The organism is Micromonospora sp. NBC_00421 (assembly GCF_036017915.1).
GTDB lineage: Bacteria > Actinomycetota > Actinomycetes > Mycobacteriales > Micromonosporaceae > Micromonospora.
This window is the reverse complement of sequence record NZ_CP107929.1, coordinates 5,173,992-5,198,056: the sequence shown is the minus strand read 5'-3', so window position 1 is coordinate 5,198,056 and position 24,065 is coordinate 5,173,992. Positions and strand designations below refer to the sequence as shown.

At 73.0% G+C, this 24,065-nt stretch carries 22 protein-coding genes and 1 pseudogene; 13 read left to right on the top strand and 10 right to left on the bottom strand.

Annotation, left to right across the window (positions count from 1 at the left end; all coding sequences use genetic code 11):
* Positions 1-83: 83 nt before the first annotated feature.
* The gene (locus OHQ87_RS21965; protein ID WP_328340677.1) at positions 84-1,763 is read right to left on the bottom strand and encodes a DNA repair helicase XPB; all 1,680 of its coding nucleotides are present in this window, start codon (positions 1,761-1,763) and stop codon (positions 84-86) included.
* A 168-nt stretch (positions 1,764-1,931) separates the two neighbouring features.
* On the opposite strand from OHQ87_RS21965, the gene OHQ87_RS21960 reads away from it, so the two are divergent.
* Together OHQ87_RS21960 and OHQ87_RS21955 are read left to right on the top strand one after the other, a co-directional pair.
* Positions 1,932-2,837, top strand: a complete 906-nt coding sequence (locus OHQ87_RS21960; protein ID WP_328348950.1) for a L,D-transpeptidase family protein — start codon at positions 1,932-1,934, stop codon at positions 2,835-2,837.
* A 146-nt stretch (positions 2,838-2,983) separates the two neighbouring features.
* Positions 2,984-3,235: a hypothetical protein gene (locus OHQ87_RS21955; RefSeq protein ID WP_204958804.1), complete on the top strand. Its 252-nt coding sequence runs from the start codon at positions 2,984-2,986 to the stop codon at positions 3,233-3,235.
* Between the two features lie 4 nt (positions 3,236-3,239).
* Here OHQ87_RS21955 and OHQ87_RS21950 read toward each other — a convergent pair whose 3' ends face one another.
* The gene (locus OHQ87_RS21950; RefSeq protein WP_328340671.1) at positions 3,240-5,705 is read right to left on the bottom strand and encodes a helicase-associated domain-containing protein; all 2,466 of its coding nucleotides are present in this window, start codon (positions 5,703-5,705) and stop codon (positions 3,240-3,242) included.
* 84 nt (positions 5,706-5,789) lie between these two features.
* On the opposite strand from OHQ87_RS21950, the gene OHQ87_RS21945 reads away from it, so the two are divergent.
* Together OHQ87_RS21945 and OHQ87_RS21940 are read left to right on the top strand one after the other, a co-directional pair.
* Positions 5,790-6,413, top strand: coding sequence for an HAD family hydrolase (locus OHQ87_RS21945; RefSeq protein WP_328340669.1), 624 nt, complete (start codon positions 5,790-5,792; stop codon positions 6,411-6,413).
* A gap of 28 nt (positions 6,414-6,441) precedes the next feature.
* On the top strand, positions 6,442-6,828 hold the full coding sequence (locus tag OHQ87_RS21940) for a cold-shock protein (RefSeq protein WP_328340667.1): 387 nt from the start codon (positions 6,442-6,444) through the stop codon (positions 6,826-6,828).
* On the opposite strand, the gene OHQ87_RS21935 is transcribed toward OHQ87_RS21940, so the two are convergent.
* On the bottom strand, positions 6,789-7,823 hold the full coding sequence (locus OHQ87_RS21935) for a 1,4-dihydroxy-6-naphthoate synthase (protein WP_442930589.1): 1,035 nt from the start codon (positions 7,821-7,823) through the stop codon (positions 6,789-6,791). The genes OHQ87_RS21940 and OHQ87_RS21935 overlap by 40 nt on opposite strands.
* 900 nt (positions 7,824-8,723) lie before the next feature.
* Here OHQ87_RS21935 and OHQ87_RS21930 point away from each other — a divergent pair.
* The 3 genes and pseudogenes from OHQ87_RS21930 (at position 8,724) to OHQ87_RS21920 (ending at position 10,648) form a co-directional block, all read left to right on the top strand.
* The gene (locus OHQ87_RS21930; protein ID WP_328340663.1) at positions 8,724-9,185 is read left to right on the top strand and encodes a tetratricopeptide repeat protein; all 462 of its coding nucleotides are present in this window, start codon (positions 8,724-8,726) and stop codon (positions 9,183-9,185) included.
* Between the two features lie 389 nt (positions 9,186-9,574).
* Positions 9,575-9,772, top strand: a pseudogene (locus OHQ87_RS21925) (helix-turn-helix domain-containing protein); the annotation flags it as partial.
* 267 nt (positions 9,773-10,039) lie between these two features.
* Positions 10,040-10,648, top strand: coding sequence for a GNAT family N-acetyltransferase (locus OHQ87_RS21920; RefSeq protein ID WP_328348949.1), 609 nt, complete (start codon positions 10,040-10,042; stop codon positions 10,646-10,648).
* Between the two features lie 41 nt (positions 10,649-10,689).
* Here the strand turns inward: OHQ87_RS21920 and OHQ87_RS21915 are convergent, their stop codons facing one another.
* Positions 10,690-11,340: a futalosine hydrolase gene (locus OHQ87_RS21915; RefSeq protein ID WP_328340661.1), complete on the bottom strand. Its 651-nt coding sequence runs from the start codon at positions 11,338-11,340 to the stop codon at positions 10,690-10,692.
* Positions 11,337-12,977 carry an MFS transporter gene (locus tag OHQ87_RS21910; protein ID WP_328340659.1) on the bottom strand — a complete coding sequence of 547 codons (1,641 nt, stop codon included), beginning with the start codon at positions 12,975-12,977 and terminating at the stop codon, positions 11,337-11,339. The genes OHQ87_RS21915 and OHQ87_RS21910 overlap by 4 nt, the downstream gene beginning before the upstream one ends.
* A gap of 86 nt (positions 12,978-13,063) precedes the next feature.
* Between OHQ87_RS21910 and OHQ87_RS21905 the strand changes: the two genes are divergently transcribed.
* Positions 13,064-13,903, top strand: a complete 840-nt coding sequence (locus OHQ87_RS21905; protein WP_328340657.1) for a DUF3027 domain-containing protein — start codon at positions 13,064-13,066, stop codon at positions 13,901-13,903.
* A 90-nt stretch (positions 13,904-13,993) separates the two neighbouring features.
* On the opposite strand, the gene OHQ87_RS21900 is transcribed toward OHQ87_RS21905, so the two are convergent.
* Entirely contained in the window at positions 13,994-14,251 is a 258-nt protein-coding gene (locus OHQ87_RS21900) for a DUF2530 domain-containing protein (RefSeq protein ID WP_328340655.1), read from the bottom strand.
* Positions 14,252-14,341: 90 nt separating this feature from the next.
* Between OHQ87_RS21900 and OHQ87_RS21895 the strand changes: the two genes are divergently transcribed.
* The 5 genes from OHQ87_RS21895 to thpR all read left to right on the top strand — a co-directional run bounded on the left by OHQ87_RS21895 (position 14,342) and on the right by thpR (position 18,989).
* Positions 14,342-15,820, top strand: a complete 1,479-nt coding sequence (locus tag OHQ87_RS21895) for an NCS2 family permease (protein ID WP_328340652.1) — start codon at positions 14,342-14,344, stop codon at positions 15,818-15,820.
* A 126-nt stretch (positions 15,821-15,946) separates the two neighbouring features.
* Positions 15,947-16,396: a MarR family winged helix-turn-helix transcriptional regulator gene (locus OHQ87_RS21890; RefSeq protein ID WP_328340650.1), complete on the top strand. Its 450-nt coding sequence runs from the start codon at positions 15,947-15,949 to the stop codon at positions 16,394-16,396.
* Positions 16,397-16,462: 66 nt separating this feature from the next.
* On the top strand, positions 16,463-17,767 hold the full coding sequence (locus OHQ87_RS21885; RefSeq protein WP_328340648.1) for an MFS transporter: 1,305 nt from the start codon (positions 16,463-16,465) through the stop codon (positions 17,765-17,767).
* A 140-nt stretch (positions 17,768-17,907) separates the two neighbouring features.
* Entirely contained in the window at positions 17,908-18,420 is a 513-nt protein-coding gene (locus OHQ87_RS21880; RefSeq protein ID WP_442930588.1) for a hypothetical protein, read from the top strand.
* A complete protein-coding gene (thpR, locus tag OHQ87_RS21875; RefSeq protein ID WP_328340646.1) occupies positions 18,417-18,989 on the top strand; it encodes an RNA 2',3'-cyclic phosphodiesterase in 573 nt (190 codons plus the stop codon). Before OHQ87_RS21880 ends, thpR begins: the two co-directional genes overlap by 4 nt.
* Before the next feature lie 25 nt (positions 18,990-19,014).
* Here the strand turns inward: thpR and OHQ87_RS21870 are convergent, their stop codons facing one another.
* The 4 genes from OHQ87_RS21870 to OHQ87_RS21855 all read right to left on the bottom strand — a co-directional run bounded on the left by OHQ87_RS21870 (position 19,015) and on the right by OHQ87_RS21855 (position 23,831).
* Positions 19,015-20,001, bottom strand: coding sequence for an aldo/keto reductase (locus OHQ87_RS21870; RefSeq protein ID WP_328340644.1), 987 nt, complete (start codon positions 19,999-20,001; stop codon positions 19,015-19,017).
* Positions 20,002-20,061: 60 nt separating this feature from the next.
* Positions 20,062-21,141 (bottom strand): septation protein SepH, encoded by a 1,080-nt coding sequence (gene sepH / locus OHQ87_RS21865; RefSeq protein ID WP_328340642.1) that lies wholly within the window; start codon positions 21,139-21,141, stop codon positions 20,062-20,064.
* Positions 21,142-21,330: 189 nt separating this feature from the next.
* A complete protein-coding gene (gene serC, locus OHQ87_RS21860) occupies positions 21,331-22,458 on the bottom strand; it encodes a phosphoserine transaminase (RefSeq protein ID WP_328340640.1) in 1,128 nt (375 codons plus the stop codon).
* 266 nt (positions 22,459-22,724) lie between these two features.
* Complete coding sequence (locus OHQ87_RS21855) at positions 22,725-23,831, bottom strand: citrate synthase 2 (protein ID WP_328340638.1); 1,107 nt, start codon at positions 23,829-23,831, stop codon at positions 22,725-22,727.
* Positions 23,832-24,065 lie beyond the last annotated feature (234 nt).

The window sequence follows — 24,065 nt, the reverse complement described above, 5'->3', positions numbered from 1 at the left end:
CAAACGCAGTCACCCTGCGCGTTGGTCAAGCCGGCGGCTACCGGCTAGCTACCGGCTACCGGCGCCCCACCCCGCCGCGCGGGTCAGTCGACAGTGGGGAGGCGGGGGCCGAGGACGTCGTCGGCGTCCACGATGGTGTACGCGTACCCCTGCTCGGCGAGGAAGCGCTGGCGGTGGGCGGCGTACTCGGTGTCGATGGTGTCCCGGGAGACGACGGTGTAGAAGTGCGCCTGCCGACCGTCGGCCTTGGGGCGGAGCACCCGGCCCAGCCGCTGGGCCTCCTCCTGCCGGGAGCCGAACGTCCCGGACACCTGGATCGCCACCGCCGCCTCGGGCAGGTCGATGGAGAAGTTGCCCACCTTGGAGATGACAAGGGTGCGCAGTGAGCCGGAACGGAACGCGTCGAACAGCCGCTCACGCTCCTTGTTGGTGGTGGAACCCTGGATGATCGGGGCGTCCAGGTATTCCCCGAGCTGGTGCAACTGGTCGATGTACGCGCCGATCACCAGCACCTGGTCCTCGGGGTGCCGCTGCACGAGGGCGCGAACCACCGGCAGCTTGGTGCGGGCGGTCGCCGCCATGCGGTAGCGCTCCTCGGCCTCCGCCGTCGCGTACGACATCCGTTCCGCGTCGGTCAGGGTCACCCTGACCTCGGTGCACTCGGCCGGGGCGATCCAGCCCTGCGACTCGATGTCCTTCCACGGGGCGTCGTACCGCTTGGGGCCGATCAGGCTGAACACGTCGCCCTCCCGGCCGTCCTCGCGTACCAGGGTCGCGGTCAGGCCCAGCCGGCGGCGGGCCTGGAGGTCCGCGGTGAACCGGAAGATCGGCGCGGGCAGCAGGTGCACCTCGTCGTAGACGACCAGGCCCCAGTCGCGGGCCCCGAACAGGTCCAGGTGGGTGAACGCGCCGCCGCGCCGCGAGGTGAGCACCTGGTACGTGGCGATGGTGACCGGCCGGATCTCCTTGCGCTCGCCGGAGTATTCCCCGATCTCCTCCTCGGTGAGCGAGGTGCGGGCGATCAGCTCCCGCTTCCACTGCCGGCCGGCGACCGTGTTGGTGACCAGGATCAGTGTGGTCGCCTTCGCCTCGGCCATCGCCGCCGCGCCGACCATGGTCTTCCCTGCCCCGCACGGCAGCACCACCACCCCGGACCCGCCGGCCCAGAACGCCTCCACCGCCTCCCGCTGGTACGACCGCAGTGTCCACGGCCTGCCGCCGTCCTTGCCGGCCTCGGCCAGCTCGATCTGGTGCGCCTCGCCGTCGACGTACCCGGCCAGGTCCTCCGCCGGCCAGCCCAGCTTCAGCAGCGCCTGCTTGAGTCGACCCCGCTCGGACGGGTGCACCCGGATCGTGTCGTCGTCGATCTTGTCACCGAGCATCCCGGCGAGCTTCTTGCTCTTGGCGACCTCGATCAGCACCATCCGGTCCAGCCCTCGCAGCACCAGGCCGTACGCCGGGTCGTTGGCGAGCTGGAGCCGGCCGTACCGGTCCATCGTGTCGGCCACGTCCACCAGCAGGGCGTGCGGCACCGGGTAGCGGGAGTACTTCAGCAACGCGTCGACCACCGCCTCGGCGTCGTGACCGGCGGCGCGGGCGTTCCACAGGCCCAACGGGGTCAGCCGGTAGGTGTGCACGTGCTCCGGGGAACGCTCCAGCTCGGCGAAGGGCGCGATCGCCATCCGGCAGGACTGCGCGTCCGGGTGGTCGATCTCCAGCAGTAGGGTCTTGTCCGACTGCACGATCAGTGGTCCACCGCTCACGCCAGGTCCTCTCCTCGGCCGAAATGCGTCGGCCCGGGTAGACAAACCCGCAGGCCGACCATCAAGTGTTGCACGGAGGCGGGGCGGTGCCAGAAAATCTTCACATCGGGTGCAACGTTTCCCAGACGACATGCGTCTACCAGTGGGACGACCGATCCGGGGAGGCACATCATGCAGGTCCGCCACAGAGCCCGGCTCGTCGCCCTGGCCATGGTCATGCTGGTCGGCGCGGGGGGATGCACGCCCGATCGGCAGGCCGACCCGGGTGGCACCGGAGGAGGGCTCGCCCCGGTCGGCAGTGCGGAACAGGTAACGGGGGCGGGTGCCGCTGCCCTGCCCGACCAGCTGACCCGGTCCACCGCGAAGCCCCGCCCGAAGTCGAAGGAGAAGGCGAAGGCCGTCGTCGACCCGGCCCGCACCGCCAAGACCCCGAAGCCGTCGAGCGGACGCCGCCAGCCCGCCCCGACCAAGGCCAACCTGACCCGCTGCCAGCAGGGCGAACACCAGCGTGAGGTGGAGACCTACCTGGCCAGGCTGGGCGGGTTCGGCAAGCTCACCGTGGACGGCCGGCAGACCGACGCCGACTGCGCCGCGATCAAGAAGTTCCAGCAGCGGTACGACATCCGCCCCGCCGAGGGTCGCGCCGGCCCGTTGACGCTCGACGTGGCGAAGCGGCTGGCCACCACCGACGTCAAGCGCTGCTCCGCCGGCTCCGGCACCATCTTCTGCGTCGACCTGACCCGGCAGACCACCTGGGTGATGCGCGACGGCAAGGTGGTCGCCAAGCCCACAGTCACCCGTACCGGGATGGCCGGTTACGCCACCCCCGCCGGCACCTACAAGGTGAACCTCCGCAACCTCAAGGAGTGGTCCAACCCGTACGAGGTGTGGCTGCCCTACTGGCAGCGCTTCAACGGCGGGATCGGCTTCCACCAGACCACCACCTACCTGCACAACGCGGGGATCGGCTCGCACGGTTGCGTCAACCTGTTGCCCACCGACGCGGTGCGCTGGTGGGAGCTGGGCAAGGTCGGCTCCCGGGTGGTCCTCGTCGGCCGCCGCCCCGGCACCTGATCCTCCTGACCGATCACCCCGCCCGTCTCGGTCCGGCCCCTCGGTAGTTGTCCATAGGGGCCGGATCGGGGGTATTTCCCCCTGTCCGTCCTGGCGACCGGGTGCCACCCTGGAAGTCAGGGGCCGGACGGGGTGGGAGGGCTGGGATGACCGTCGATCACGAGATGATCGCCGAGGACGCGTCGAACGGCGACCGGGTGACACCGACCGACGAGGTCTCCACGGCCACCATGGTCGGGTACGCCGTCGCCGGGATCGCCGTCGTCGGCTGGTTCCTCTTCGGCTGGCTGGTGCAACGGCAGGGCTTCATCGACTCGGTCGGTGAGGCCGCCGGCACCGGGTTCGCCCTGCTGCTCATCGTCTCCGTCATCGGCACCGTACGCCGCAGCCGCCGCTGAGCGGTCAGTCCTCCCGCACGGCTGCGGTGATCCGGTGCAGGGCGAAGGTGTGCAGCATCTCGGTCCGTTCGTCCTCGGCACGCAGGTAACCGGCCCCGATCGACACCGGCCGCAGCAGCCGGGACAGCGTCGCCCCGTGCGCGTCGACGTAACCGACCCAGACCAGCGCCTTGTCCCGGACCGCCTGCTGGAGCACCGCCAGCGCCTCGGCGTGACCGTGCGCGGGCATCGGTCCGGCCGCCGCACGGGCCGCGCCGCCGCGTACCACCGCCGGGGCCCGCCGGGCCGCCCGCGCCGCCGCCTCACCCCGCCGGATCTGCTCCACCACGCCGAGCAGCCGGGGCAACGCCAACCGGGGCGTGCCCAGTGGATCGAGGGTACGGCTGGTCGACGGCGTCCGGGCCGGTGCCCGCCGGATCCGGGGCCGGGCCAGGACCGTCGTGCCGCTGGCGTCCTCGGGCACCGGGGCGTACCCGGCGTCGCGCAGCGCGGTGAGCATCCGCCCCACCTGGTACGAGGTGCAGAGCACCGTCGGGGCCAGCCGGCGGAACGCCAACGGCGTCAACCGCCGGTCGGCGAGTACCTCCGCGAGGAGCGCCTCGTCGTCACTGCGCACGTAACCACCGGCGGAGCCGACCCGCAACCCGCCGTGCTGCCGGGCCACGTCGTCCACCAGATAGGTCAGCCCCTGCGGGATCGGGGTACGCGACCGGCGGCGGAACAGTTCGTGCAGATCGTCGGCGGTGTACCCGGTGTCCAACGCCCGCCGGATGCTGGCCGTGGTGACCCGGTGCACGCTGGCCCCACCCGCCGACTCCGGTTCGGCCACCGCCTCCAACTCGGCGGCCAACGTCGGGTCGGGCGGGCCGGGCACCACCACGCTCAGGTCGGCCTGCACCAGGAAGTGGTCGACCGGGGCGGGGAGCAGCGCATCCAGTGCCCGCACCGTGCTCGCAAGGTCGCCGCTCCCGATGTCGGCGCGCAACCCCAGCGGGTCGTCACCGCCCCGCTCTTCGGTCTCCGTGACATCGGCGAGCAGCAGCCGCCCGTACGAGGTGAGCGCGCCGAGGCCGGTCACCCCGAGCCGGGCCGCCTCGGTCAGCACCTCCCGGTGCGTGGTCTCCCGCCCCCGGCTGCGCCGTGGCACCCGCCAGTCCAGCAGCGCCTGGACCTCCTCGGCGGTGGGGGCGGTGGCCGGTTCCAGATCGGCCAGCACCCCGAGCACCGCCCGGCGGGTGGCCGGGGCACCGGCCCGTTCCGCCTCGGGGGCGAGCGCACTGATCGGGCGGTCCCGGTCGTCGCGCTGCCCCACCAGGCCGGCCTGCCGGCTCATCGTCAACCACGCCCGGGCCAACTGCTCCCAGCGGTGGGCCAGCGACATCGCCCGCCACACCTCGTACGCCCCGGTGGGCAGGACCTGCTGCTCGCCGCCGTACCGGCTGGCGGCGGCGGGCAGGTCCAGCTCACCGAGGAGACCGGCCGCGTACGCCACCTCGACCAGCAGCGCGGTCGTCGGCTCGTCCAGGGCCACCGAGCGGGCCAGCCGGCGCAGGTCGCGTACCCCGATCCCGCCGGAGCGCAGCACCGGTGCCGGCTCGGCGGTCAACGCCTCCAGCAACGCCTCGGTGTGCCGTACCACCTCCATGGTCTGTCCCACCCCGGCCGAGTCGACGGCCTTCGGCTCCCGGGGCGGCGACTCGACAGGCGGCGGGCTGGTCCGTAGCGGCCCGAGCGGGCCGGTGTCCCGGCGCAGCAGCAACCCCACCTCGCGGGGCAACTCGACGGTGCCGGCGGAGACCGTCACCAGCAGTCGGGCCTCCACCAGCCAGCGCACCGGCGACCCGGTCGGGGCGCCGCCGTTGGTCGGGTCGGGGGGCAGGTCGTCCTCCGCGCCGAGCGCCGGGGCCTGCAACGAGCCCGGGGGCACGCTGCCGACCGGCGGGCCGGCGGCGAGCCGGTCCAGGACCGCCCGCGCCGACGGGGGCGCGGCGAGCAGCGTCCGGCGCAGTTTCGCGGGGTCCGCGCAGAGCGCCGCCGTCCGTGGGTCCAGCTCCTCCGCCGGTCGACCCAGCCCCGCCGGGTACGGGGCGAGCTCGTCCACGCTGCCGGTGACACGGAGCGCCTGCTCCGGGCCGTACAACAGGAAGCGGGCGCGGAGCCGGTCCACCGCGGCCCGGACGGTGGCCGGGGCGGGCGGGTGCGGCCCGGCGGCGGCCATGGCGAGCACGGCCTCGGTGGAGGTGGTGCCGTCCGAGGGGTGCCGGGTGAGCCGGGCGGCGTCGAGGATCTGGAGGGTGAACTGGTCCAGCCCGTCGAGCGCCCGGGCGACCGACACCCGCGACTCGACCCGCAGGGCGAGCGCGGAGACATCGGCCGGCACCGGTACGACGAGGTCGGGCCGCAACTGGAGCAGCGCGGCGAGCGCCTCGTCGGGCAGCGCGCGCAGGTGGTCGGCGAGTGAGGTGGTCATCGTCGTTCCACGCTAGCCCGCTGCCGGGCGATCGCGCCCCCCGGACGTCCGGCTCGACCTGACCTGTCCGGGTACCTTCGCAGGATGTCCGCGCTGATGGTCGGTTTCGACCTCGACATGACCCTGATCGATTCCCGCCCCGGCATCGCCGCCGCCTACCGGGCGCTGACCGCCCGGACGGGCGTGCCGGTCGACGCCGAGCTGGCGGTCTCCCGGCTCGGTCCGCCGCTGCGCACCGAACTCGCCCACTGGTTCCCGGCCGAGCGGGTGGAGGAGGCGGTGACGGCCTACCGGGAGCTGTACCCGGCGTACGCGATCACCCCGACGGTGCCGATGCCCGGCGCCCGGGAGGCGGTCGACGCGGTGCACGCGCACGGCGGTCGGGTGATGGTCGTCACCTCGAAGATCGGTCGGCTGGCCCGGCTGCACCTGGACCACCTCGGGCTGGCGGTCGACGAGTTGGCCGGGGACCTGTTCGCCGAGGAGAAGGCGACGTCGCTGCGGGAGCACGGTGCCGCGCTCTACGTCGGTGACCACGTGGCCGACATGGCGGCGGCCGGGGCGGCCGGCATCCCGGGGGTCGGAGTGGCCACCGGCCCCTGCCCGGCGGACGAGCTGCGCGCCGCCGGGGCGCAGGTGGTGCTCGACGATCTCACCGGATTCCCGGCGGCGCTCGACCGGATCATCGGGCTAGCCTTGGAGCAGTAGACGTGTCGAGTGAAGCAGGGGTTCCAAGGTGCCGACGGGGCGAGTGAAGTGGTTTGACGCGGCCAAGGGATACGGGTTCGTCACCAGTGACGAGGGGGGCGACGTGTTCCTGCCGAAGGGCGCGCTGCCGGCGGGTGTCACCGAGCTCAAGGGTGGTCAACGGGTCGACTTCAGTGTGGTGGACAGCCGGCGGGGCACCCAGGCGATGGGGGTCAAGCTGCTGGATGCGCCGCCGTCCATGGCGGAACTGCGTCGGCGACCCGCCGAGGAGCTGCACGGCCTGGTCGAGGACATGATCAAGGTGCTGGAGGCCAAGGTCCAGCCGGACCTGCGCCGGGGCCGCTTCCCCGACCGGAAGACCGCGGAGAAGATCGCTCAACTGGTCCACGCCGTGGCCCGCGAGTTGGAGGTCTGAGGCACCAGCCCGGCGTCGGCGGCCCGGCCCAGCAGCGCCTCCACGGCGGCGAACCCCGCGTCCCCCAGGTCGGCGGTGAACTCGTTGACGTAGAGGCCGATGTGCCGGTCCACCACGTCGGGCTCCATCTCCTGCGCGTGCGCGAGCACGTAGTCCCGGCTGGCCGAGGGGTCGGCCCACGCCTGGCGTACCGACTCCCGGACCCAGCCGGCGGCGGCCACCGGGTCGACCGCGCCCTTGCGGGCGAGGATCGCGCCGAGCGGGATGGGTAGGCCGGTGTCGGCCTCCCACCACTCGCCCAGGTCCACCAGGGCGGTCAGTCCGTGCCGGTGGTAGGTGAACCGGGCCTCGTGGATCACCAGACCGGCGTCGTACCGGCCGGCCGCGACGCCCGGCATGATCTCGTGGAACGGCACCACCTCGATCCGGGCCGGCGGCCGACCCGCCGACCAGAGCCGGAAGAGCAGGTACGCGGTGGTCCGGTCGCCCGGCACCGCCACCGTGGCCCCACTCAGGTCGACCCGGTCCGCCCGCCCTGCCCTGGTCCCGGTGGTCGCTGCGGTCCCGGTGGTCGCTGCGGTCCCGGCGTCGCGGGTTTCGGGGGCGGTGCGGCCGCTTTCGCGGGTGGCGCTGCCTGCCTTGGGGGTCTCGGCGGTGCGGGTGAGCACGAGGGGGCCACAGCCACGGCCGAGCGCACCGCCGCAGGGCAGCAGATGGTAGTCGTCGAGCAGCCACGGAAGCGCGGCGTAGCTGACCTTCACCAGATCGAAAGCGCCCTGTTCGGCGGCGGTGTTGGTGACGTCGACATCGGCGAAGGTCACCTCGACCGGCGGAGCACCCGGCACCCGGCCGTGCACCAGCGCGTCGAAGACGAACGTGTCGTTGGGGCAGGGCGAGATCGCCAGGGAGAGCGCCACGTCCCCACCGTAAACCCGCCCCGAGATCCGTTCCGCCGTCCCCACCCCGATGTGACGCCCGCCCGTCCCTGGACGCATGCCGCCCGCCCGCTCCCGCCCGCTCCCGCCCGCCCGCTCCCGCCCGCTCCCGCCCGCCCGCTCCCGGATGTCCGTTGCCCGCCGCGCTTCTGTGAGATCCCGTCCCTGCTGCTGTTCCGGCCGGGGCTCGGCAGCGGAAAAGGGCTTCCCCCGAGAGAGGGGTCGCCCCGGCGGGTCGTCCGGGCAGGTCGTCCGGGCCGCTGGGCCTCGCCCGGCTGGCGCGGACCTTCATCTGGCTCGGGCTCCCACCCGACCCGAGCGGGGCGACGAGTACACCTGCGCGCCCTTTCGAGCTGATGACGTTAGCGAGTCAGTGCGGAGAGCAGAATGGCAGGGGAGCGAGCGTGAGTACGTCCGCGCTGGTGGCGTAGGGGACGGCCATCGCCGCGCAGGGCCGCGCCGCGCCGCGCCGCGCAGGGCCGCGCCGCGCCGCGCCGTGCCGCGCAGGGCCGCGCCGCGCAGGGCCGCGCCGCGCCGCGCAGGGCCGCGCCGCGCCGCGCAGGGCCGCGCCGCGCCGCGCAGGGCCGCGCCGCGCAGGGCCGCGCCGCGCCGCGCCGCGCCGCGCAGGGCCGCGCCGCGCCGCGCCGCGCAGGGCCGCGCCGCGCCGCGCCGCGCAGGGCCGCGCCGCGCCGCGCCGCGCAGGGCCGCGCCGCGCCGCGCCGCGCAGGGCCGCGCCGCGCCGCGCCGCGCAGGGCCGCGCCGCGCCGCGCCGCGCAGGGCAGGGGCTCAGTCGGCCATCTCGGCGCTGGCCCGGTACCGGCTGCGGTGTGCGATCCCCGCGCTGCTGACGGTCACGCGGCAACTACGATCCATGCCATCGTCGCGAGAACAGGCACGTGTCACCGCGTCACTGTCGGACGGCGGGCGTACCGGTGGCGAGGGCGGACACGGGAGCAGCCGATGAACACCGATGACACGCTCACCCGGATCAACGAGGGCGTGCAGTTGCACCACCAGCAGGGCCGGCCTGCGGCTGCCCGCGACCTGTTCGCCCAGATCTGGGATGAAATCGGCGAGGAGCAGGGTGATCCCCTGCATGTCTGCGTGCTTGCGCACTCGATGGCCGATGTGCAGGACGACGTCCAGCAGGAGCTGGTCTGGGACCAGCGCGCCCTGGCGGCGGCGGATCTGCTCACCGACGACCGGGTCGCGCGGGCCGGGGTGCCCATGTCGGTGGCTGCCCTGTATCCCTCGTTGCACCTCAACCTGGGAGAGTGCTACCGCAGGCTCGGCGATCTCGACCGGGCACGCGAGTGCCTCCAGCAGGCGCAGGCGGGGATCGGCGCGCTCGGCGACGACGATTACGGAAGGCTGATCAGGGGTGGCCTGGATCTACTGACACAGCAGCTCGCCAAAGAATAGGCACGCCTCGCCAAAAAATGGGCACGCCGCCGGCCCCGCCGGCTGGCGGGCTGTGGGCTGGCGGGCTGTGGGCTGGCGGGCTGTGGGCTGGCGGGCTGTGGGCTGGCGGGCTGTGGGCTGGCGGGCTGTGGGCTGGCGGGCGCAGCTTCGCACCCGAGCCGCCTCTGCCCGCGACCGGAACCTCCGGTGGAGTCGAGGCCGGGTGCCGAAGAGCCCCGGCCAGGAAGAGCGACAGATCGCCGGGATGTGTGAGCCGGGAGGTGAATCGCTGACGTCATCAGCTCCAAAGGACGCGACCTCAATAACTTGTCCCCAGCTCCGGCGGTTGTCCACAGCGTTATCCACAGGCTGGAACGAGGGTGTTGAACCTGTAGCGGGACAACGGAAGCATGGTCGACGTGACGACCAGGGACGCCCTACCGGCCGATCTGGGTCGGACGGTCCGGGCGCTACGCCGAGAAGCCGATCTGAGCCAGCGGGAGTTGGCCATGCGCTCGGGAGTACCCCAGGCGACCATCGCCCGGATCGAGTCGGGCAGGGCAGTCGATCCACGGTTCCACACGATCGAGCGACTGGTGCAGGCGGTCGGCGGGACCCTGACGGTGTCGCTGCCGACGGTCCCACTGCCGACCACGTCACCTCCCGCCCCGCCCCCGACTCCCGCCCCGCCCCCGACTCCCGCCCCGGCCCCAGCCCCAGCCCCCACCCCATCGTCGGCACTGACCGCGACCCAGTCCCAGACCGCGACCCAGTCCCAGACCGCGCCCCAGTCCCAGACCGCGACCGCCGCACCGACCCCCGTCACTTCGACCGGTCACACATCGGCCGCGGGGATGACCTGTTCGCTGCCGCCGGTGCCGCACGACGACCTGCGGGACACCGCCGGGCGTCGCTATCCCGCCCACCTCGACGTCTGGCCGGTGCACGAGCCGAAGGACTGGCCCGGTGCCTGGTGGGCAGACTGGTACAACCTGCCGCCTCCGCTGTGGCCGCTGCGGTTGCCGCCGGCGGCGTACGAACGGAACCGGGGTTACCGGGACCAGCGTCGGGCGGCGGAGCGGGTCCGTCGGGACGCCACGGTCCGGTGGGTGGCGGGCGACGGCCGGCCCCCGACGGCCTGGCGGTTCGTGGCCGAACTGCCCGACGGCACCCTGCTGGGGGAGCTGCGCGCCCACGAGCGTGATCCGCAGCTGGTCTACGGCGACGACCTGGACTGGCCGCGCGAGCTGGTGCTCGACGGGGTGCTGGTAGCGGCCGGGCATCGTCGGATCGGTATCGGCAGCCGGTTGGTGGCAGCCATGGCACAGCGGATGGAGGAGGTGGGCATCGGTCTGGTCCGTACCGTGGTCGAGGAACACTTCGGCACCCGCTTCCTGGCGGCCTGCGGCTTCCGGGTGGCCACCGGACGTCCCCTCGCCATGTCCCTGCAACGCCCGGTCGGCCCAGTACCCCGACCGCCGTAGCCCCGGCCGTATCGGTCAGGCCATCGTCCGGGCCGTATCGGTCAGGACAGCGCGCAGGCTGCCTCGGTCAGGGCGGTGAACGCCGCGCGCATCCGCCATCCGTCGCGGTCCCGGGGGCCGATCAGATTGGAGACGGTACGCAGCTCGGCGAAGGGGATGCCGGCCTGCGCGGCGGCGATCGCCACCGCGTACCCCTCCATGGCCTCGGCCACCGCGTCGGGGTGCCGGTCCGCCAGTGCGGCGGTGCTCTCGGCCGTGCCGGTGACCGTGCCGACCGTCAACACCGCTCCGACCACCGCCTCCGGGAGGGCGGCGCGCAGCACGCCCAGCAGCATCGGGTCGACCTCGATGGCGGGGCCGCCACCGAGCAGTTCCGGTGGCATGCCCAACTCGTCGACGGGGATGAAGCCGGTCGGTGACTCCGCCCCGAGGTCCGCGGCGACGCTGCGGGAGGCGAGCACCGTACCGCCGACCGGGGCCCGACCGGCGAAGCCGCCGGCGATCCCCGCGCTGACCACCGCGCGGTACGGGCGGCCGGCGGCCTCGGCCAGGGCCAGCAGCCGGGCCGTGGTGGCACCGGCCACGGCCGGGCCCACGCCGATCGCCCGGACCGTCACCGTCGGATCGGTCAGGCCGGCCCGGACCGCCTCCGCCTCGGCCGGTACGGCGGTCAGCACCAGCAGACCCGTCACGACACCGAACCCGGTGACTGCCGTCGCTGCTCGTCGTCGACGCCGCTGCCCGGGACCGCCGAGGACGGTCGGTAGATGTGGTAGCCAGGCGGGGCCAGCGTGTCGCCGTGAGGTGCGGAGCCGCCCGCCCCGCTCGGTGCCGGTGAGGTCGGTGCCGCCCGGGCCGCCGCCTCGGCCGCCGCATCGTCGGCGCTGACGGCCAGCTGACCGGTCGTCAGGTCGGCCTGGTCCTGGGCGGCCAACTCCTCGTCGGTCAACGGTCGGCCCAGCAGCCGCTGGGTGCGCAGCCGGCCGGCGACGACGACCCCCCGGGCGGCGGCGAGGAAGCCCACCCCGGCGGCGACCGCGATGCCGATCCGGCCCTCGAACGGTACGAGGCCGAGCCCACCACCGGCGACGAAGGCGAGCATCAGGACGGTTTCCGAGTGGGCGAAGGAACTGGCCCGCAACCGCTCCGGGATGCGTTCCTGGATCGAGGCGTCGACGGCGAGCTTGGCGATCCCGCTGGCCAGGGCTGCGACCAGGCAGAACAGGGCCACCATCGGCAGCGAGAACTTCAGCACGGCCAGGATCCCCACTCCGGCCACGATGATCATCGTGCTGGACTGGATCGCCACCGGCCGGTGGATGCGTAACCGGGTGCCGACCGCGGTGGCCAGGAATCCACCGAGCGCCAGCGCCCCGCCGATCATGCCCAGCGCCGCCTGGTCGTTGAGCCGCCGGCCGAAGAAGTCGTTGGTCAGGTCCCCCTTCTTCAGCGCGAACGCCAGGAAGAGCAGGAGGAAACCGTAGAGCGCGCGGAGCCCCGCCGCACCGATCAGGGTGGCGATCACCAGCCGACCCGCCGGCCGCCCCCGGCCCAGCGGCCGGTCCCCCTTGCGGCGCAGCGCCCGCAGCGGACGGGGCACCCGCTCGGGCGGGTCCGAGTCCGCCCTGGGCGGCAGCCGCAGCGCGATCACCATGCCGACCAGGAAGATGACCGAGGCGACCCGGAGCGGCCACTGCGGCCCGAACCAGAACGTCGCCAGCCCCAGCGGGACCACCAACGCCCCGGCCACCGTGCCGTAGACGCTGGCCCGCGCCCCCACCTGGGACAACCCGAGGCCCTCCGGTAACAACCGGGGTACGGCGGCGGAGCGGGCCACCCCGTACGCCCGGGAGAGCGCCAGCACGCCGAACGCGGCGGGATAGAGCCCCAGGCTGCCGAGGTAGTCGGAGATCAACCAGGCCAGGAAGGCGCGGCCGAGCATGGTGGTGGCCAGCGCGTACCGGCGGCCGTGCCGGAAGTGGTCGAGCAGCGGGCCGACCACGGGTGCCAGCATCGCGAACGGCACCATCGTGACCAGCAGGTAGAGCGCCACCTTGCTGCGGGCCTCACCGAGCGGCACGTCGAAGAAGATGGTCCCGGCCAGGCCGATGGCGATCAACGTGTCGCCGGCGCAGGAGAGTGCGTGCAGGTCGAACAGGCGGACCATGCCGGCCTCGCCGCCGGCGCCCTTCGCGCGGGCCGACCCGGCCCGCCGGGTCACCCAGCGCCCGCCGTTGACCGAGCCCCGCAGCAGCAGGCGGGTGGTGCGGATGCCGGTGCCGACGGTCCGTCCCAGCACGGACCGCCCGGAGCGGGAGAACAGCGGCATGTGCACCATCCTTGCCCATCTGATCCAGGTACGCCGCACCACGGGGGAAGACTCACTCGGGGAGTGCCTGTCGGTGCGTACCGCGCATGGGGAACAATGGTCTGGTGACCAGGCCCGCTCCCGCCCGTGCCGCCCGCCTCGACCAGGTCTGCGCTACCGCCGTCGAGGTGGCCCGCGACGCCATCACCGAGGTGGAGCCCGCCGACATCGGTGACCACCTGCGGGCGGTTGCCGAGGGCGACCGGGTCGTCACCCACTACTTCGAATGTCTGCTCGGTGGTTACCGGGGTTGGCGCTGGGCGGTGACCGTCACCCGGGTTCCGCGCAGCAGGCAGGTCACCGTCTGTGAGACGGTGCTGCTGCCCGGCTCCGACGCGTTGCTCGCGCCCGGCTGGTTGCCCTGGCAGGAACGCCTCAAGCCGGGTGACCTCGGCCCCGGTGACCTGCTGCTCACCCCGTCGGACGACGACCGGCTCGCCCCCGGGTACCTGCTCTCCGACGACCCGGCGGTCGAGGAGACCTCCTGGGAGCTTGGCCTCGGTCGCCCCCGGGTGCTGTCCCGCGAGGGCCGGGCCGAGGCGGCCCAGCGCTGGTACGACGGGGACCACGGCCCGACCGCGCCGATCTCCGCCGCCGCCCCCGCATCGGCCCGCTGCGGCACCTGTGGTTTCTACCTTCCGCTGGCCGGCGCGCTCCGGCAGACCTTCGGGGCCTGTGGCAACTTCTACGCACCCGACGACGGTCGGGTGGTCAGCGCCGACCACGGCTGCGGTGCGCACTCGGAGGCTCTGGTGGAGACCACCGAGCCGGCGATCGACGAGCTTCCCACGGTGTACGACGACAGCGCGGTCGAGTCGATGACGGTGAGCGGGGCTGCCGGTCCGGTGGAGTCGTCCGCGCCGGTGGAGTCGTCCGACGCCTCCTGACCGCTGGTCCGCGCCTCCTGACCGCTGGTCCGCGCCTCCTGACCGCTGGTCCGCTCGGGCGGGCCGGGTTCGGGAGCTCGGCGCGGGCGGTCAGCCCTGACGGGTGGACTGCCGACGGCGACGACGGTGGGCGTCGTGCCGCATCATCACTGCCAGACCGGGAAAGCCCCACAGGAACCCGGCCAGGCAGGTCCAGAGCCAGCCCTGGTGACCGTGTTCGTCGAGCCAGCCCCGGAAGAAGATCAGCAGCACCAGGCCGGCCACCGCCCAGGCGATCAGCCCGGCCACCGCGAACGGGACCATCGGCGGGTCGAGCGGCTCGGGTCGGGGTGGTTGCTCCTGTGGCACGGGCAGAAGCGTACCGCGTAGCACTTTCCCGGCCCGCCGCTGATCTGGGACGATGCGCGCGACAAACGGAAGATCACCTGCGAGGACCTGATGGCCATTGCGCCGCCGGACAACGGCATTCCACCCGATCCCGCCCACCCCCGGAACGGTTTCGACCGGTTCTTCGAGATCTCCGCCCGTGGCTCGACGATGAGCCGCGAGGTGCGGGGCGGGTTGGCGACCTTCTTCACGATGGCCTACATCGTGGTGCTGAACCCGCTGATCCTCGGCGGTGCCGCCGACGGCGACGACCAGAAGCTCTCGATTCCCGCCCTGGCCGCCGCGACCGCGCTGGTGGCCGGCCTGATGACGATCCTGATGGGGGTCGTCGGCCGGTTCCCGATGGCGTTGGCCGCCGGTCTGGGCGTGAACGCCCTCGTCGCGTTCGAGATCGCCCCGGAGATGACCTGGGCGGACGCGATGGGGCTGGTGGTGATCGAGGGTGTGCTCATCGCCGTCCTCGTCCTCACCGGCCTGCGTACGGCGGTGTTCCGCTCGGTCCCGACGCAGCTCAAGACCGCGATCGGCGTCGGCATCGGGCTGTTCCTGACCATCATCGGCCTGGTCGACGCCGGTTTCGTCAGGCGGGTGCCGGATGCGGCGAACAGCACCGTGCCGGTCGGGCTGGGCATCAACGGCAAGATCGTCAGCTGGCCGATGCTGGTCTTCGTGGTCGGCCTGCTGGTGACGCTGGTGCTGGTGGTGCGCCGGGTGCGTGGCGCGATCCTGATCGGCATCCTGGCCTCGACCGCGCTGGCGATCGTCGTGGAGGCGGTGGCCAAGGTGGGGCCGTCCTTCGTCGACGGCAAGCCCAACCCCGAGGGCTGGTCGTTGAACGTCCCGAAGCTGCCCGAGCGGATCGTGGACGTCCCCGACCTGTCGCTGCTGGGTAACTTCAACGTGCTCGGCGCGTGGGAACGGGCCGGCTGGCTGATCCCGCTGATGTTCGTCTTCACCCTGTTGATCACGGACTTCTTCGACACGATGGGCACGATGGTCGCGATCGGCCAGGAGGGTGGCATGCTCGACGAGCAGGGCACCCCGCCCCGGGCCAAGGAGATCCTGCTGGTCGACTCGATCGCCGCGGCGGCGGGTGGCGCGGCGAGCGTCTCCAGCAACACGTCGTACATCGAGAGCGCCTCGGGGGTCGCGGAGGGTGCCCGGACCGGGGTGGCCAACCTGGTCGCCGGCGGCCTGTTCCTGTTGGCGATGTTCCTGTCGCCGTTGTCCACGGTGATCCCGTTCGAGGCGGCCTCGACGGCGCTGGTGGTGGTCGGGTTCCTGATGATGACCGCGGTACGGACCATCGACTGGACCGACTACGAGATCGCCATCCCGGCGTTCCTCACCATCACCCTGATGCCGTTCACCTACTCGATCTCCAACGGCATCGGCGCGGGCATCATCAGTTACGTCCTGCTCAAGCTGGCCAAGGGTAAGGCGCGGGAGATCCACCCGCTGCTCTACGCGGTGGCGGTGCTGTTCGTGCTGTACTTCCTGCGTGGGCCGATCGAGGCCGCGCTGACGTAGCGCCACCCCGCCGTCGCGGGCCGGGCAGCCCTACCGGAATGCCCGGTCCGCGACGGCGGAACTCCTCCTCGTGAGCATGGTCATATCGCGTGTCGTTAGCCAGGCTCATTAGTTAAGCTAACGACTGTGACGGAGCGGACGGTGACGGCGAACCGCGTGCCACCGGCGCAGCTGGCACCCCAGCTGCGTGATGCGATAACCCGACTCAACAGGCGGGTCCGGCAGGCCCGCCCGGTGGGCGACCTGACGGTCACCCAGCTCTCCGCGCTCACCAGCCTCCGGCTGGCGGGCGCGCTGACGCCCCGGGAACTGGCCGACGTCGAACGGGTCCAGCCACCGACGATGACCAAGATCGTCGCGAAGCTGGAGGAGCGCGGCCTGGTGCAGCGCACCCCTCACCCGACCGACGGCCGGCAGGTCATCCTGGCGGCCACCGAGGGGGGCCGGGCCGTGCTCGACCAGTTCGAGCGGGTCCGCGACGAGTGGCTGGCCAGCCGGCTCGCCGCGCTGACGGAGGACGACCGCGACACGCTACGGCGGGCCGCCGAGATCCTCCAGCAGCTCGCCCGCGCCTGACGCCCCACCGGGTCCGCGCCGTCCGCCGTGGATGACGCGTACGCGACCCGAGGAGGCGCACCAAGAGTGCAGGCGAAGCTGAGCACGATGTTCCAGTCCCTGCGAGTCCGCAACTACCGGCTCTTCGCCACCGGACAGCTGATCAAACTGATCGGCGTCTGGATGATGTTCATCGCCCAGGACTGGCTCGTCCTTGAGCTCTCCGACAACTCGGCCACCGCGCTCGGCGTGGTGACCGCGCTCCAGTTCACCCCGGTGCTGCTGCTCACCCTGCTCTCCGGCCGGCTTGCCGACCGGTACGACAAGCGAATGCTGCTCTTCGTCGCCAACGCCTTCTGGACGGTGCTGGCGCTGGGGATGAGCCTGCTGGTGCTCACCGGTCTGGTCGAGCTGTGGCACGTCTTCGCGTTCGCCGCCCTGCTCGGCACCGCCAACGCGGTGGAGACCCCGGTCCGGCAGGCGTTCGTCAGCGAGCTGGTCGGCACCACCCTGCTGCCCAACGCGCTCTCCCTCAACGCCGCGGTGTTCAACTCGGCCCGGATCGTCGGCCCGGCCGTCGCCGGCCTGGCCATCGCCGCCTTCGACGTCGGCCCGGTCTTCCTGTTCACTGCGGTCAGCTCCATCGCGCCGCTGGCCAACGTGGTCCGGATGCGCCCGGCCGAGCTGCACCGCAAGGATCTCCTCCCGATCGGCGAACGGGACTCCGCGAAGATCGTCGACGGGCTGCGTTACGTCAGGCGCCGCCCCGACCTGCTGCTGCCGATGGTGGTCATGTCGGTCATCGGGATGTCGCTGTTCAACTTCCAGCTCACCCTCGCCGCGCTCGCCAAGACGGTCTTCCACACCGGGGCCGCCTCGTTCGGCCTGTTCAGCACCGCGCTGGCGGTCGGTGCACTGGTCGGCGCGCTCGCCGGCACCGGTCGGCGTAGCCGCCCCTCGGTCTGGCTGGTGCTCGGCGCGGCGGTCGGCTGTGCCGGGTTCGGCACCCTGGTCGGCCTCGCCCCGGCGTACTGGCTGGTGGTGACCCTGCTCCTGCCGACCGGGTTCTTCATGGTCTTCTTCGCCCAGGCCGCCAACCAGCGGGTCCAGCTCGGCACCGACGCCGCGTTCCGGGGGCGGGTGATGTCCCTGTGGGTGCTGGTGTTCCTGGGCACCAACCCGGTCGGCGCGCCGATCATCGGTTGGGTCGCCGAGACCTGGGGTGCCGGGGCGAGCATCTGGATGGGTGGACTGATCTCGCTGGCCACCGCCCTGCTCGCGCTTACCTGGCAGCTACGCCGCTCCGGTGCCCGGCTGCGCTTCCGGGTCCTGCCGCTGCCCCGCTTCTACGTGGTCTCCCGGGCCCGGTTGCTGACCCCCAGCGGGCGGTGACCGGTCACCCGCTGTCCACCGGCCGGTGCGGACCGACACCCGTGCCCCGGCGTCGCCGGTGGCCGGGAGGAGCGAGCGGACCGACTCCGGACCGCAACAAAGCGGTGGCGCTCAGCGGCGGTGGGCCGTAGCGTCGAGGTGTGGCAGGCGGGAGCACGCTGACGCTGATACTGGCTTTCCTCGCCATGGCATGCCTGCCTGTGGTGTTCGTCCTGCTCTTCTGCCTCGACGAGATCGCCGACCGGGTGGTCTGCGGCTGGTCCGAGTGGCGGGAACGCCGCCGGGAACGCCGGAGCATCGCCCGGCTCGACCGGGCCTTCGCCGCCGACGCGCTCACCCGGGACGTCGACCTGACCGAGCTGGACCGGCCCGACCGCCGGCCTCTCGAACTTCTCGCCGCCGACCTGCGGCGGCTGGGCCGCCACCGGCTCGCCGCCGGCGGTCGCTCGGTCGTCCACCGGTCGGTGATCGAGGCGTACGACGACCGGCTCCGCGCCGCCTGCCGGGCATTGGGGATCGTCGAGCACCTGGCCGAGCTGACCGGGGTCGACCGGGAGATCGAACGGGTCCGGGTCGAGGGGTTGCTGGCCTCGGCGGGGCTCGGGCTGCCCGCCACCCGCGCCGATCGCCGCCCCCGTGACCGGCGGGCGTGAGGCTCTTCGTCGCGGTCTACCCGCCGCCGTCCGCCGTCGCGGAACTCACCGCCCGGGTGGCCCGCCTGCGGGTCGGCACGGCCACCGCCGCCGGCCTCGACGTACGCCTGGCCGTGCCGGCCCACCTGCACGTCACACTGGCCTTCCTCGGTGAGGTCGAGGCAGGTCGGCTGCCCGAGGTGGCGGACGCCCTCGGGTCGGCCGCCGGGACCGCCCGCGCCGGCTGGGACCGCCCGCCCCGGCTGCGGCTGGGCGGCGGGGGCCGCTTCGGACAGGGCCGGTCCACCGTGCTGTGGGTGGACGTCCAGGGCGAGGTGGCCGCGCTGCGGACGCTGGCCCGGCTGATCCGCGCCGAGCTGCGTCGGACCGGCCTGCCGTACGACGGGAAACCGTTCCGCCCACACCTGACGGTGGCCCGCCCCGGGGACCGGCTCGACCCGTCCGAGGTGGACGCCGATCGGCTCGCCCTCGACGACCACACCGGTCAGTGGTGGCCGGCGACCGGGATGGTGCTGGTGCACAGCCGCCCCGGCCCCCGCTACACCCCGCTCGCCAGTTGGCCCCTCTGAGCCGTCCCCGCGGATCAGCGGTGGGTCACCAGGCCCAGGCCTCCGGGCCGGGGCCACCGTTGCCGACCGGCGGGAACAACTCGTCGAGCCGCTGCGCCGTCGCCTCGTCGATCTCCACCGCGAGCGCGCCCAGGGTGTTGTCGAGCTGCTCCACGGTGCGCGGGCCGATGATCGGGGCGGTCACCCCGGGACGGGAGAGCAACCAGGCCAACGCCACGTTCGCCGGGTCGTGACCCAGGTCCGCGCAGAACTTCTCGTACGCCTCGATTGTCGACCGGTGTACGGCGAGCCCGTCGGCGGCGCGACCACCGGTGCCCCGCGAGGCGCTGCCCTCGGCCATCTTGCGCAGCAGCCCGGAGAGCAGCCCGCCGTGCAGCGGCGACCACGGGATGACCCCCAGGCCGTAGTGCTGCGCGGCCGGGATCACCTCCAACTCGACGTGCCTGGTGAGCAGGTTGTAGATGGACTGCTCGGCGACCAGGCCGAGGAAGTTGCGCTTCCCGGCGGCGGCCTGCGCCTGCGCGATGTGCCAACCGGCGAAGTTGGACGACCCGACGTAGATCACCTTGCCCTGGGCGACCAGCGTCTCCATCGCCTGCCAGATCTCCTCCCACGGGGTGGTCCGGGAGACGTGGTGCATCTGGTAGAGGTCGATCACGTCGGTCTGGAGCCGGCGCAGCGAGTCCTCGCAGGCCCGGATGATGTGCCGGGCGCTCAGGCCCTGCTCGTTGGGCCACTCGCCCATCTTGCCGTAGACCTTGGTGGCCAGGACGACCTTGTCCCGCCGGCCGTCGCCCTGGGCGAACCAGCGACCGATGATCTGCTCGGTGATCCCCTCACCGGTCTGCCAGCCGTACACGTTGGCGGTGTCGAAGAAGTTGATGCCGTGTTCGAGCGCCCGGTCCATCACGGTGAAGCTGTCCGGCTCGGCGGTCTGCCGCCCGAAGTTCATCGTGCCGAGGCAGAGCCGGCTCACCGACAGCCCGGTGCGTCCCAGATTGGTGTACTCCATGGCCCCACCCTGACACGTGCGGGGGAGAAGTGCCTCGCGGTGCCAGCGTGGTGCCTCGGGTCAGGAGGACTCGCGGGCGGCCGGGCCGCTGCCGAAGAGGACGTCGTCCCAGCTCGGCAGGCGCTTGCGCGGCTTGCCCGAGGCGTCCGTCGACTCGCCGCCGGCAGCCGCCGCCGCGCCCGTGCGTCGCGGCCGGAGCACCGCCAGCGAGGGTACGGCGGGGATCTCCTTGGGCGCGTCCGAGTCGTCGTCGAAGGCGGAACCCTGACCACCGCCGAGCAGTGCGGCGGCGCCCCCGCCGACGGCCCGCTGACGGGGTGCGTCGGCGCCGGCCAACGCCGCCGGGGAACGCGGGTCGAGACCCCGCCCCGAGGTGCCGCCGAGCGGACGGTCGAGCGACGCGAGCAGGGCGTCCCGCCCGGCCCGGATCGGGTCCCGGCCCGGACGGGCCTGCTCGCTGGCGGCCGGCAGGCCGTGCCCACCCCGGCTCGGCTCACCACGCGACGGGCCGGGCAGCGCGTGACCGCCCCGCTCCGGCGCCGGCTCCTGGCCGAGGATCGGCGTGGGGCGCTCGGCGCACAGGTACTGCGCCATGTCGTCGTGCGGGGTGACGTTCTGCCGGAGCTTGTCGAGATCCCAGACCGCCTGCGCGGTGGCCTTGCCCGAGGGCCAGGTGGCGATGATCCGCCAGGTGCCGTCGTCGCGCCGGAAGGCGTCCCAGGAGATCTTCTCGGTGTCGATGCCATGCTGGGCCAGCCGACCGTTGACCACCTCGGCCAGCGGGGTGGCCTTTTCGGCCCCCTTGAGCCGGGTGCGCCGGGCGTGCTGGGCGAGCATGGCCCGTTCCTGGAGCACCGGGCCGGCATAGCGCAGCACCCGGTCGACGGGGACGCCGGCGATCCGGGCGACGTCCTCGGCGGACTCGCCGGAGCGGATCCGGGCCTGGATGTCCCGAGGTGACAGCGAGGGGGTCGGGTCGACGCTGGTGGGGACCACGGCGAGCGGCGGCGCACCAGGCTCGGCGTGCAGCACGGTCGCGATGCGTTCGTCGATGGGGAGGGCGAGCAGGCGCCCGACCTCGTCGGCGAGCACCAGCGCCTGGCCGTCCTCGGAGAGGGCGACGAAGCGTACTGGGCGCATGGCGTAGCCTCCGTCCCGCTTCGCTGGCCGTCACGCCACGAGCCGGCCACCCGGGCGTCCTCGCACCACCGTACGCTTATCTGCCCACAGGTGGGGGATGTGACTCGCGCATGTCGCGACTGAGCTGCGGCAATGATCACAGTGGGTGGTCGCAGCGACCGCTGCGACCACCCACTGTGACGGGTGTGACTAGAGCCGCTCGACCACGTAGTCGATGGCGGCGGTGAGCGCCTCCACGTCGGCCGGCTCCACCGCCGGGAAGAGCGCGACCCGCAGCTGGTTACGGCCCAGCTTGCGGTACGGCTCGGTGTCGACGATCCCGTTCGCCCGGAGCACCTTGGCGATCGCGGCGGCGTCCACCCCGTCGGCGAAGTCGATGGTGGCGACCACGTTGGAGCGCAGCGCCGGGTCGGTGACGAACGGCGTGGCGAAGTCGGCCCGCTCGGCCCAGCCGTAGACGGCCCCGGCGCTCTCGGCGGTGCGCTTGGCCGCCCAGCTCAGGCCGCCCTGCGAGTTCATCCAGTCGGTCTGCTCGGCGGCCAGGAAGACGGTCGCCAGCGCGGGCGTGTTGTACGTCTGCTCCAGCCGCGAGTTGTCGATCGCGGTGACCAGGTCGAGGAAGGCCGGGATGTACCGGCCTGACGACTTGATCTCGGTGGCCCGCTCCAGCGCGGCCGGCGACATCAGGGCCAGCCACAGGCCACCGTCGGAGCCGAAACACTTCTGCGGGGCGAAGTAGTAGACGTCGGTCTCGCCGACGTTGACCTCCAGGCCACCCGCGCCGGAGGTCGCGTCGACAAGCAGCAGCGAACCGGGGTCGGCGTCGGCGACCCGGGCGATCGGCACCGCGACACCGGTGGAGGTCTCGTTGTGCGGGGTGGCGTAGACGTCCACCCCGGCCTCGGCCTGCAGGCCCGGGGCGCTGCCCGGCTCGGCCTTGCGGACGGTCGGCTCACCGAGGAACGGCGCGTCCTTGACCGACTTGGCGAACTTCGCACCGAACTCGCCGAAGCTGGCGAACTGCGCGCGGTCGCGGACCAGACCGAAGGTCGCGACCTCCCAGAAGGCGGTGGCGCCACCGTTGCCGATGATCACCTCGTAGCCCTCGGGCAGGGAGAAGAAATCGGCGATGCCCCGGCGCAACCGGGCGACCTCGGCGCGGACGGTCTGCTGCCGGTGCGACGTGCCCAGGTAGCTGGTCGCCACGTCGGCGAGCGCGGAGACCGCCGCCGGACGGACCTTGGACGGCCCGCAGCCGAACCGCCCGTCGGCGGGCTTGATGTCGTCGGGAATCCGGATGGTCGGTGCGTCAGCCACGGTTGTCTCGATCCTTCCGCATGGGCGAGGGCGGGCCCTTCAACGGGCGCGGACCTGCGGCGGTCGCGTGCGAGAGCACGACGTTGCCGGGTCCGGGCCGGTCCGGCGACACTGCCGGCCTTCATCCTCGCACCCGTGCCGGGTCGGATGCCGGCTGGTCCCAGACCCGGGCCTGAGGCGTCGGCCACACCGGCGCGGTCGACCCGGGGTACGCGCGTAGGGGCGTCGACCCGACCGGTCGACGCCCCTGCGCGGGTGGAACCGGATCAGACGCCGTGCGGGATGGCGTCCCAGCCCTCGACCTGCTGCGGCTTGCGGGTGTTCGGCCCGACGTACCGGGCGGACGGCCGGACCAGTCGCTGGAGCTTCTTCTGCTCCAGGATGTGCGCCGACCAGCCACCCATCCGGGCGCAGGTGAACATCGAGGTGAACATGTGCGCCGGCACCTCGGCGAAGTCCAGCACGACGGCCGACCAGAACTCGACGTTGGTGGCGAGGACGCGGTCCGGGCGGCGGGCCTGGAGCTCGGCCAACGCGGCCTTCTCCAGCGCCTCGGCCACCTCGAAACGGGGTGCGCCCAGCTCCCGGGCGGTGCGCCGGAGCACCCGGGCGCGCGGGTCCTCGGCCCGGTAGACGCGGTGGCCGAAGCCCATCAGCCGCTCGCCCCGGTCGAGGACGCCCTTGACGTACCCCTCGGCGTCGCCGCTGCGCTCGACGGCCTCCAGCATGGTGAGCACCCGCGACGGCGCGCCGCCGTGCAGCGGGCCGGAGAGCGCCCCGATGCCCGAGGAGATGCAGGCCGCGGCGTCGGCGCCGGTGGAGGCGACGATCCGGGCGGTGAAGGTGGAGGCGTTCAGGCCGTGCTCGGCGGCCGAGATGAAGTACGCGTCGACGGCCTTGACGTGTCGGGGGTCCGGCTCGCCCCGCCAACGCTTCATGAAGCGCTCGACGATCGTCTCGGCCTTGTCGATCTCCTTCTGCGGGACCGCCGGCAGACCCAGACCGCGGGCGGACTGGGCGACGAAGGAGAGCGCGGTCACCGAGACCCGGGCCAGGTCGGCGCGGGCCTGGGAGTCGGAGATGTCCAGCAGCTGACTGAGCCCCCAGTACGGGGCCAGCATGGCGACCGCGGACTGCACGTCGACGCGGATGTCGCCGGAGTGCACAGGCACCGGGAACGGCTCGGCCGGCGGCAGGCCGGGGCCGAAACGCCCGTCGACAAGCAGCGCCCATACGTTGCCGAAGGAGACCTGACCGATCAGATCCTCGATATCCACGCCCCGGTAGCGCAGCGCGCCACCCTCGCGGTCCGGTTCGGCGATCTCGGTCTCGAAGGCTACGACGCCTTCGAGGCCCGGTTTGAAGTCGGCCATGTCGTCTCCTGGCTTCCGGCTCGGTGCGCCCGCCACGGGCTCGGTCCGGCCCGGTACCTTAGGCGACCCTCAGGGATGTGTTCGTGCCATCTTGCCTGGTGAGTAACCAAGTGCGCGACCCGCGACGACTGTGCTGCACGCGACATCCCCGCCGCTGGACGCCGGGGCACCTGCCGTGAGACTGATCAGTGGGCCGACCGGCGTCGTCAGGACGCGGGCCGCCCGAGGAGAGGG

Bases quoted from the DNA above. Each gene is read 5' to 3' on its own strand.
- sepH (WP_328340642.1), bottom strand. From the start codon at position 21,141: ATGCGCCCAGTACGCTTCGTCGCCCTCTCCGAGGACGGCCAGGCGCTG.
- OHQ87_RS21905 (WP_328340657.1), top strand. From the start codon at position 13,064: ATGGGGAACAATGGTCTGGTGACCAGGCCCGCTCCCGCCCGTGCCGCC.
- OHQ87_RS21930 (WP_328340663.1), top strand. From the start codon at position 8,724: ATGAACACCGATGACACGCTCACCCGGATCAACGAGGGCGTGCAGTTG.
- OHQ87_RS21945 (WP_328340669.1), top strand. From the start codon at position 5,790: ATGTCCGCGCTGATGGTCGGTTTCGACCTCGACATGACCCTGATCGAT.
- OHQ87_RS21935 (WP_442930589.1), bottom strand. From the start codon at position 7,823: ATGCGTCCAGGGACGGGCGGGCGTCACATCGGGGTGGGGACGGCGGAA.
- OHQ87_RS21895 (WP_328340652.1), top strand. From the start codon at position 14,342: ATGGCCATTGCGCCGCCGGACAACGGCATTCCACCCGATCCCGCCCAC.
- OHQ87_RS21870 (WP_328340644.1), bottom strand. From the start codon at position 20,001: ATGGAGTACACCAATCTGGGACGCACCGGGCTGTCGGTGAGCCGGCTC.
- OHQ87_RS21855 (WP_328340638.1), bottom strand. From the start codon at position 23,831: ATGGCCGACTTCAAACCGGGCCTCGAAGGCGTCGTAGCCTTCGAGACC.
- OHQ87_RS21910 (WP_328340659.1), bottom strand. From the start codon at position 12,977: ATGCCGCTGTTCTCCCGCTCCGGGCGGTCCGTGCTGGGACGGACCGTC.
- OHQ87_RS21950 (WP_328340671.1), bottom strand. From the start codon at position 5,705: ATGACCACCTCACTCGCCGACCACCTGCGCGCGCTGCCCGACGAGGCG.
- OHQ87_RS21955 (WP_204958804.1), top strand. From the start codon at position 2,984: ATGACCGTCGATCACGAGATGATCGCCGAGGACGCGTCGAACGGCGAC.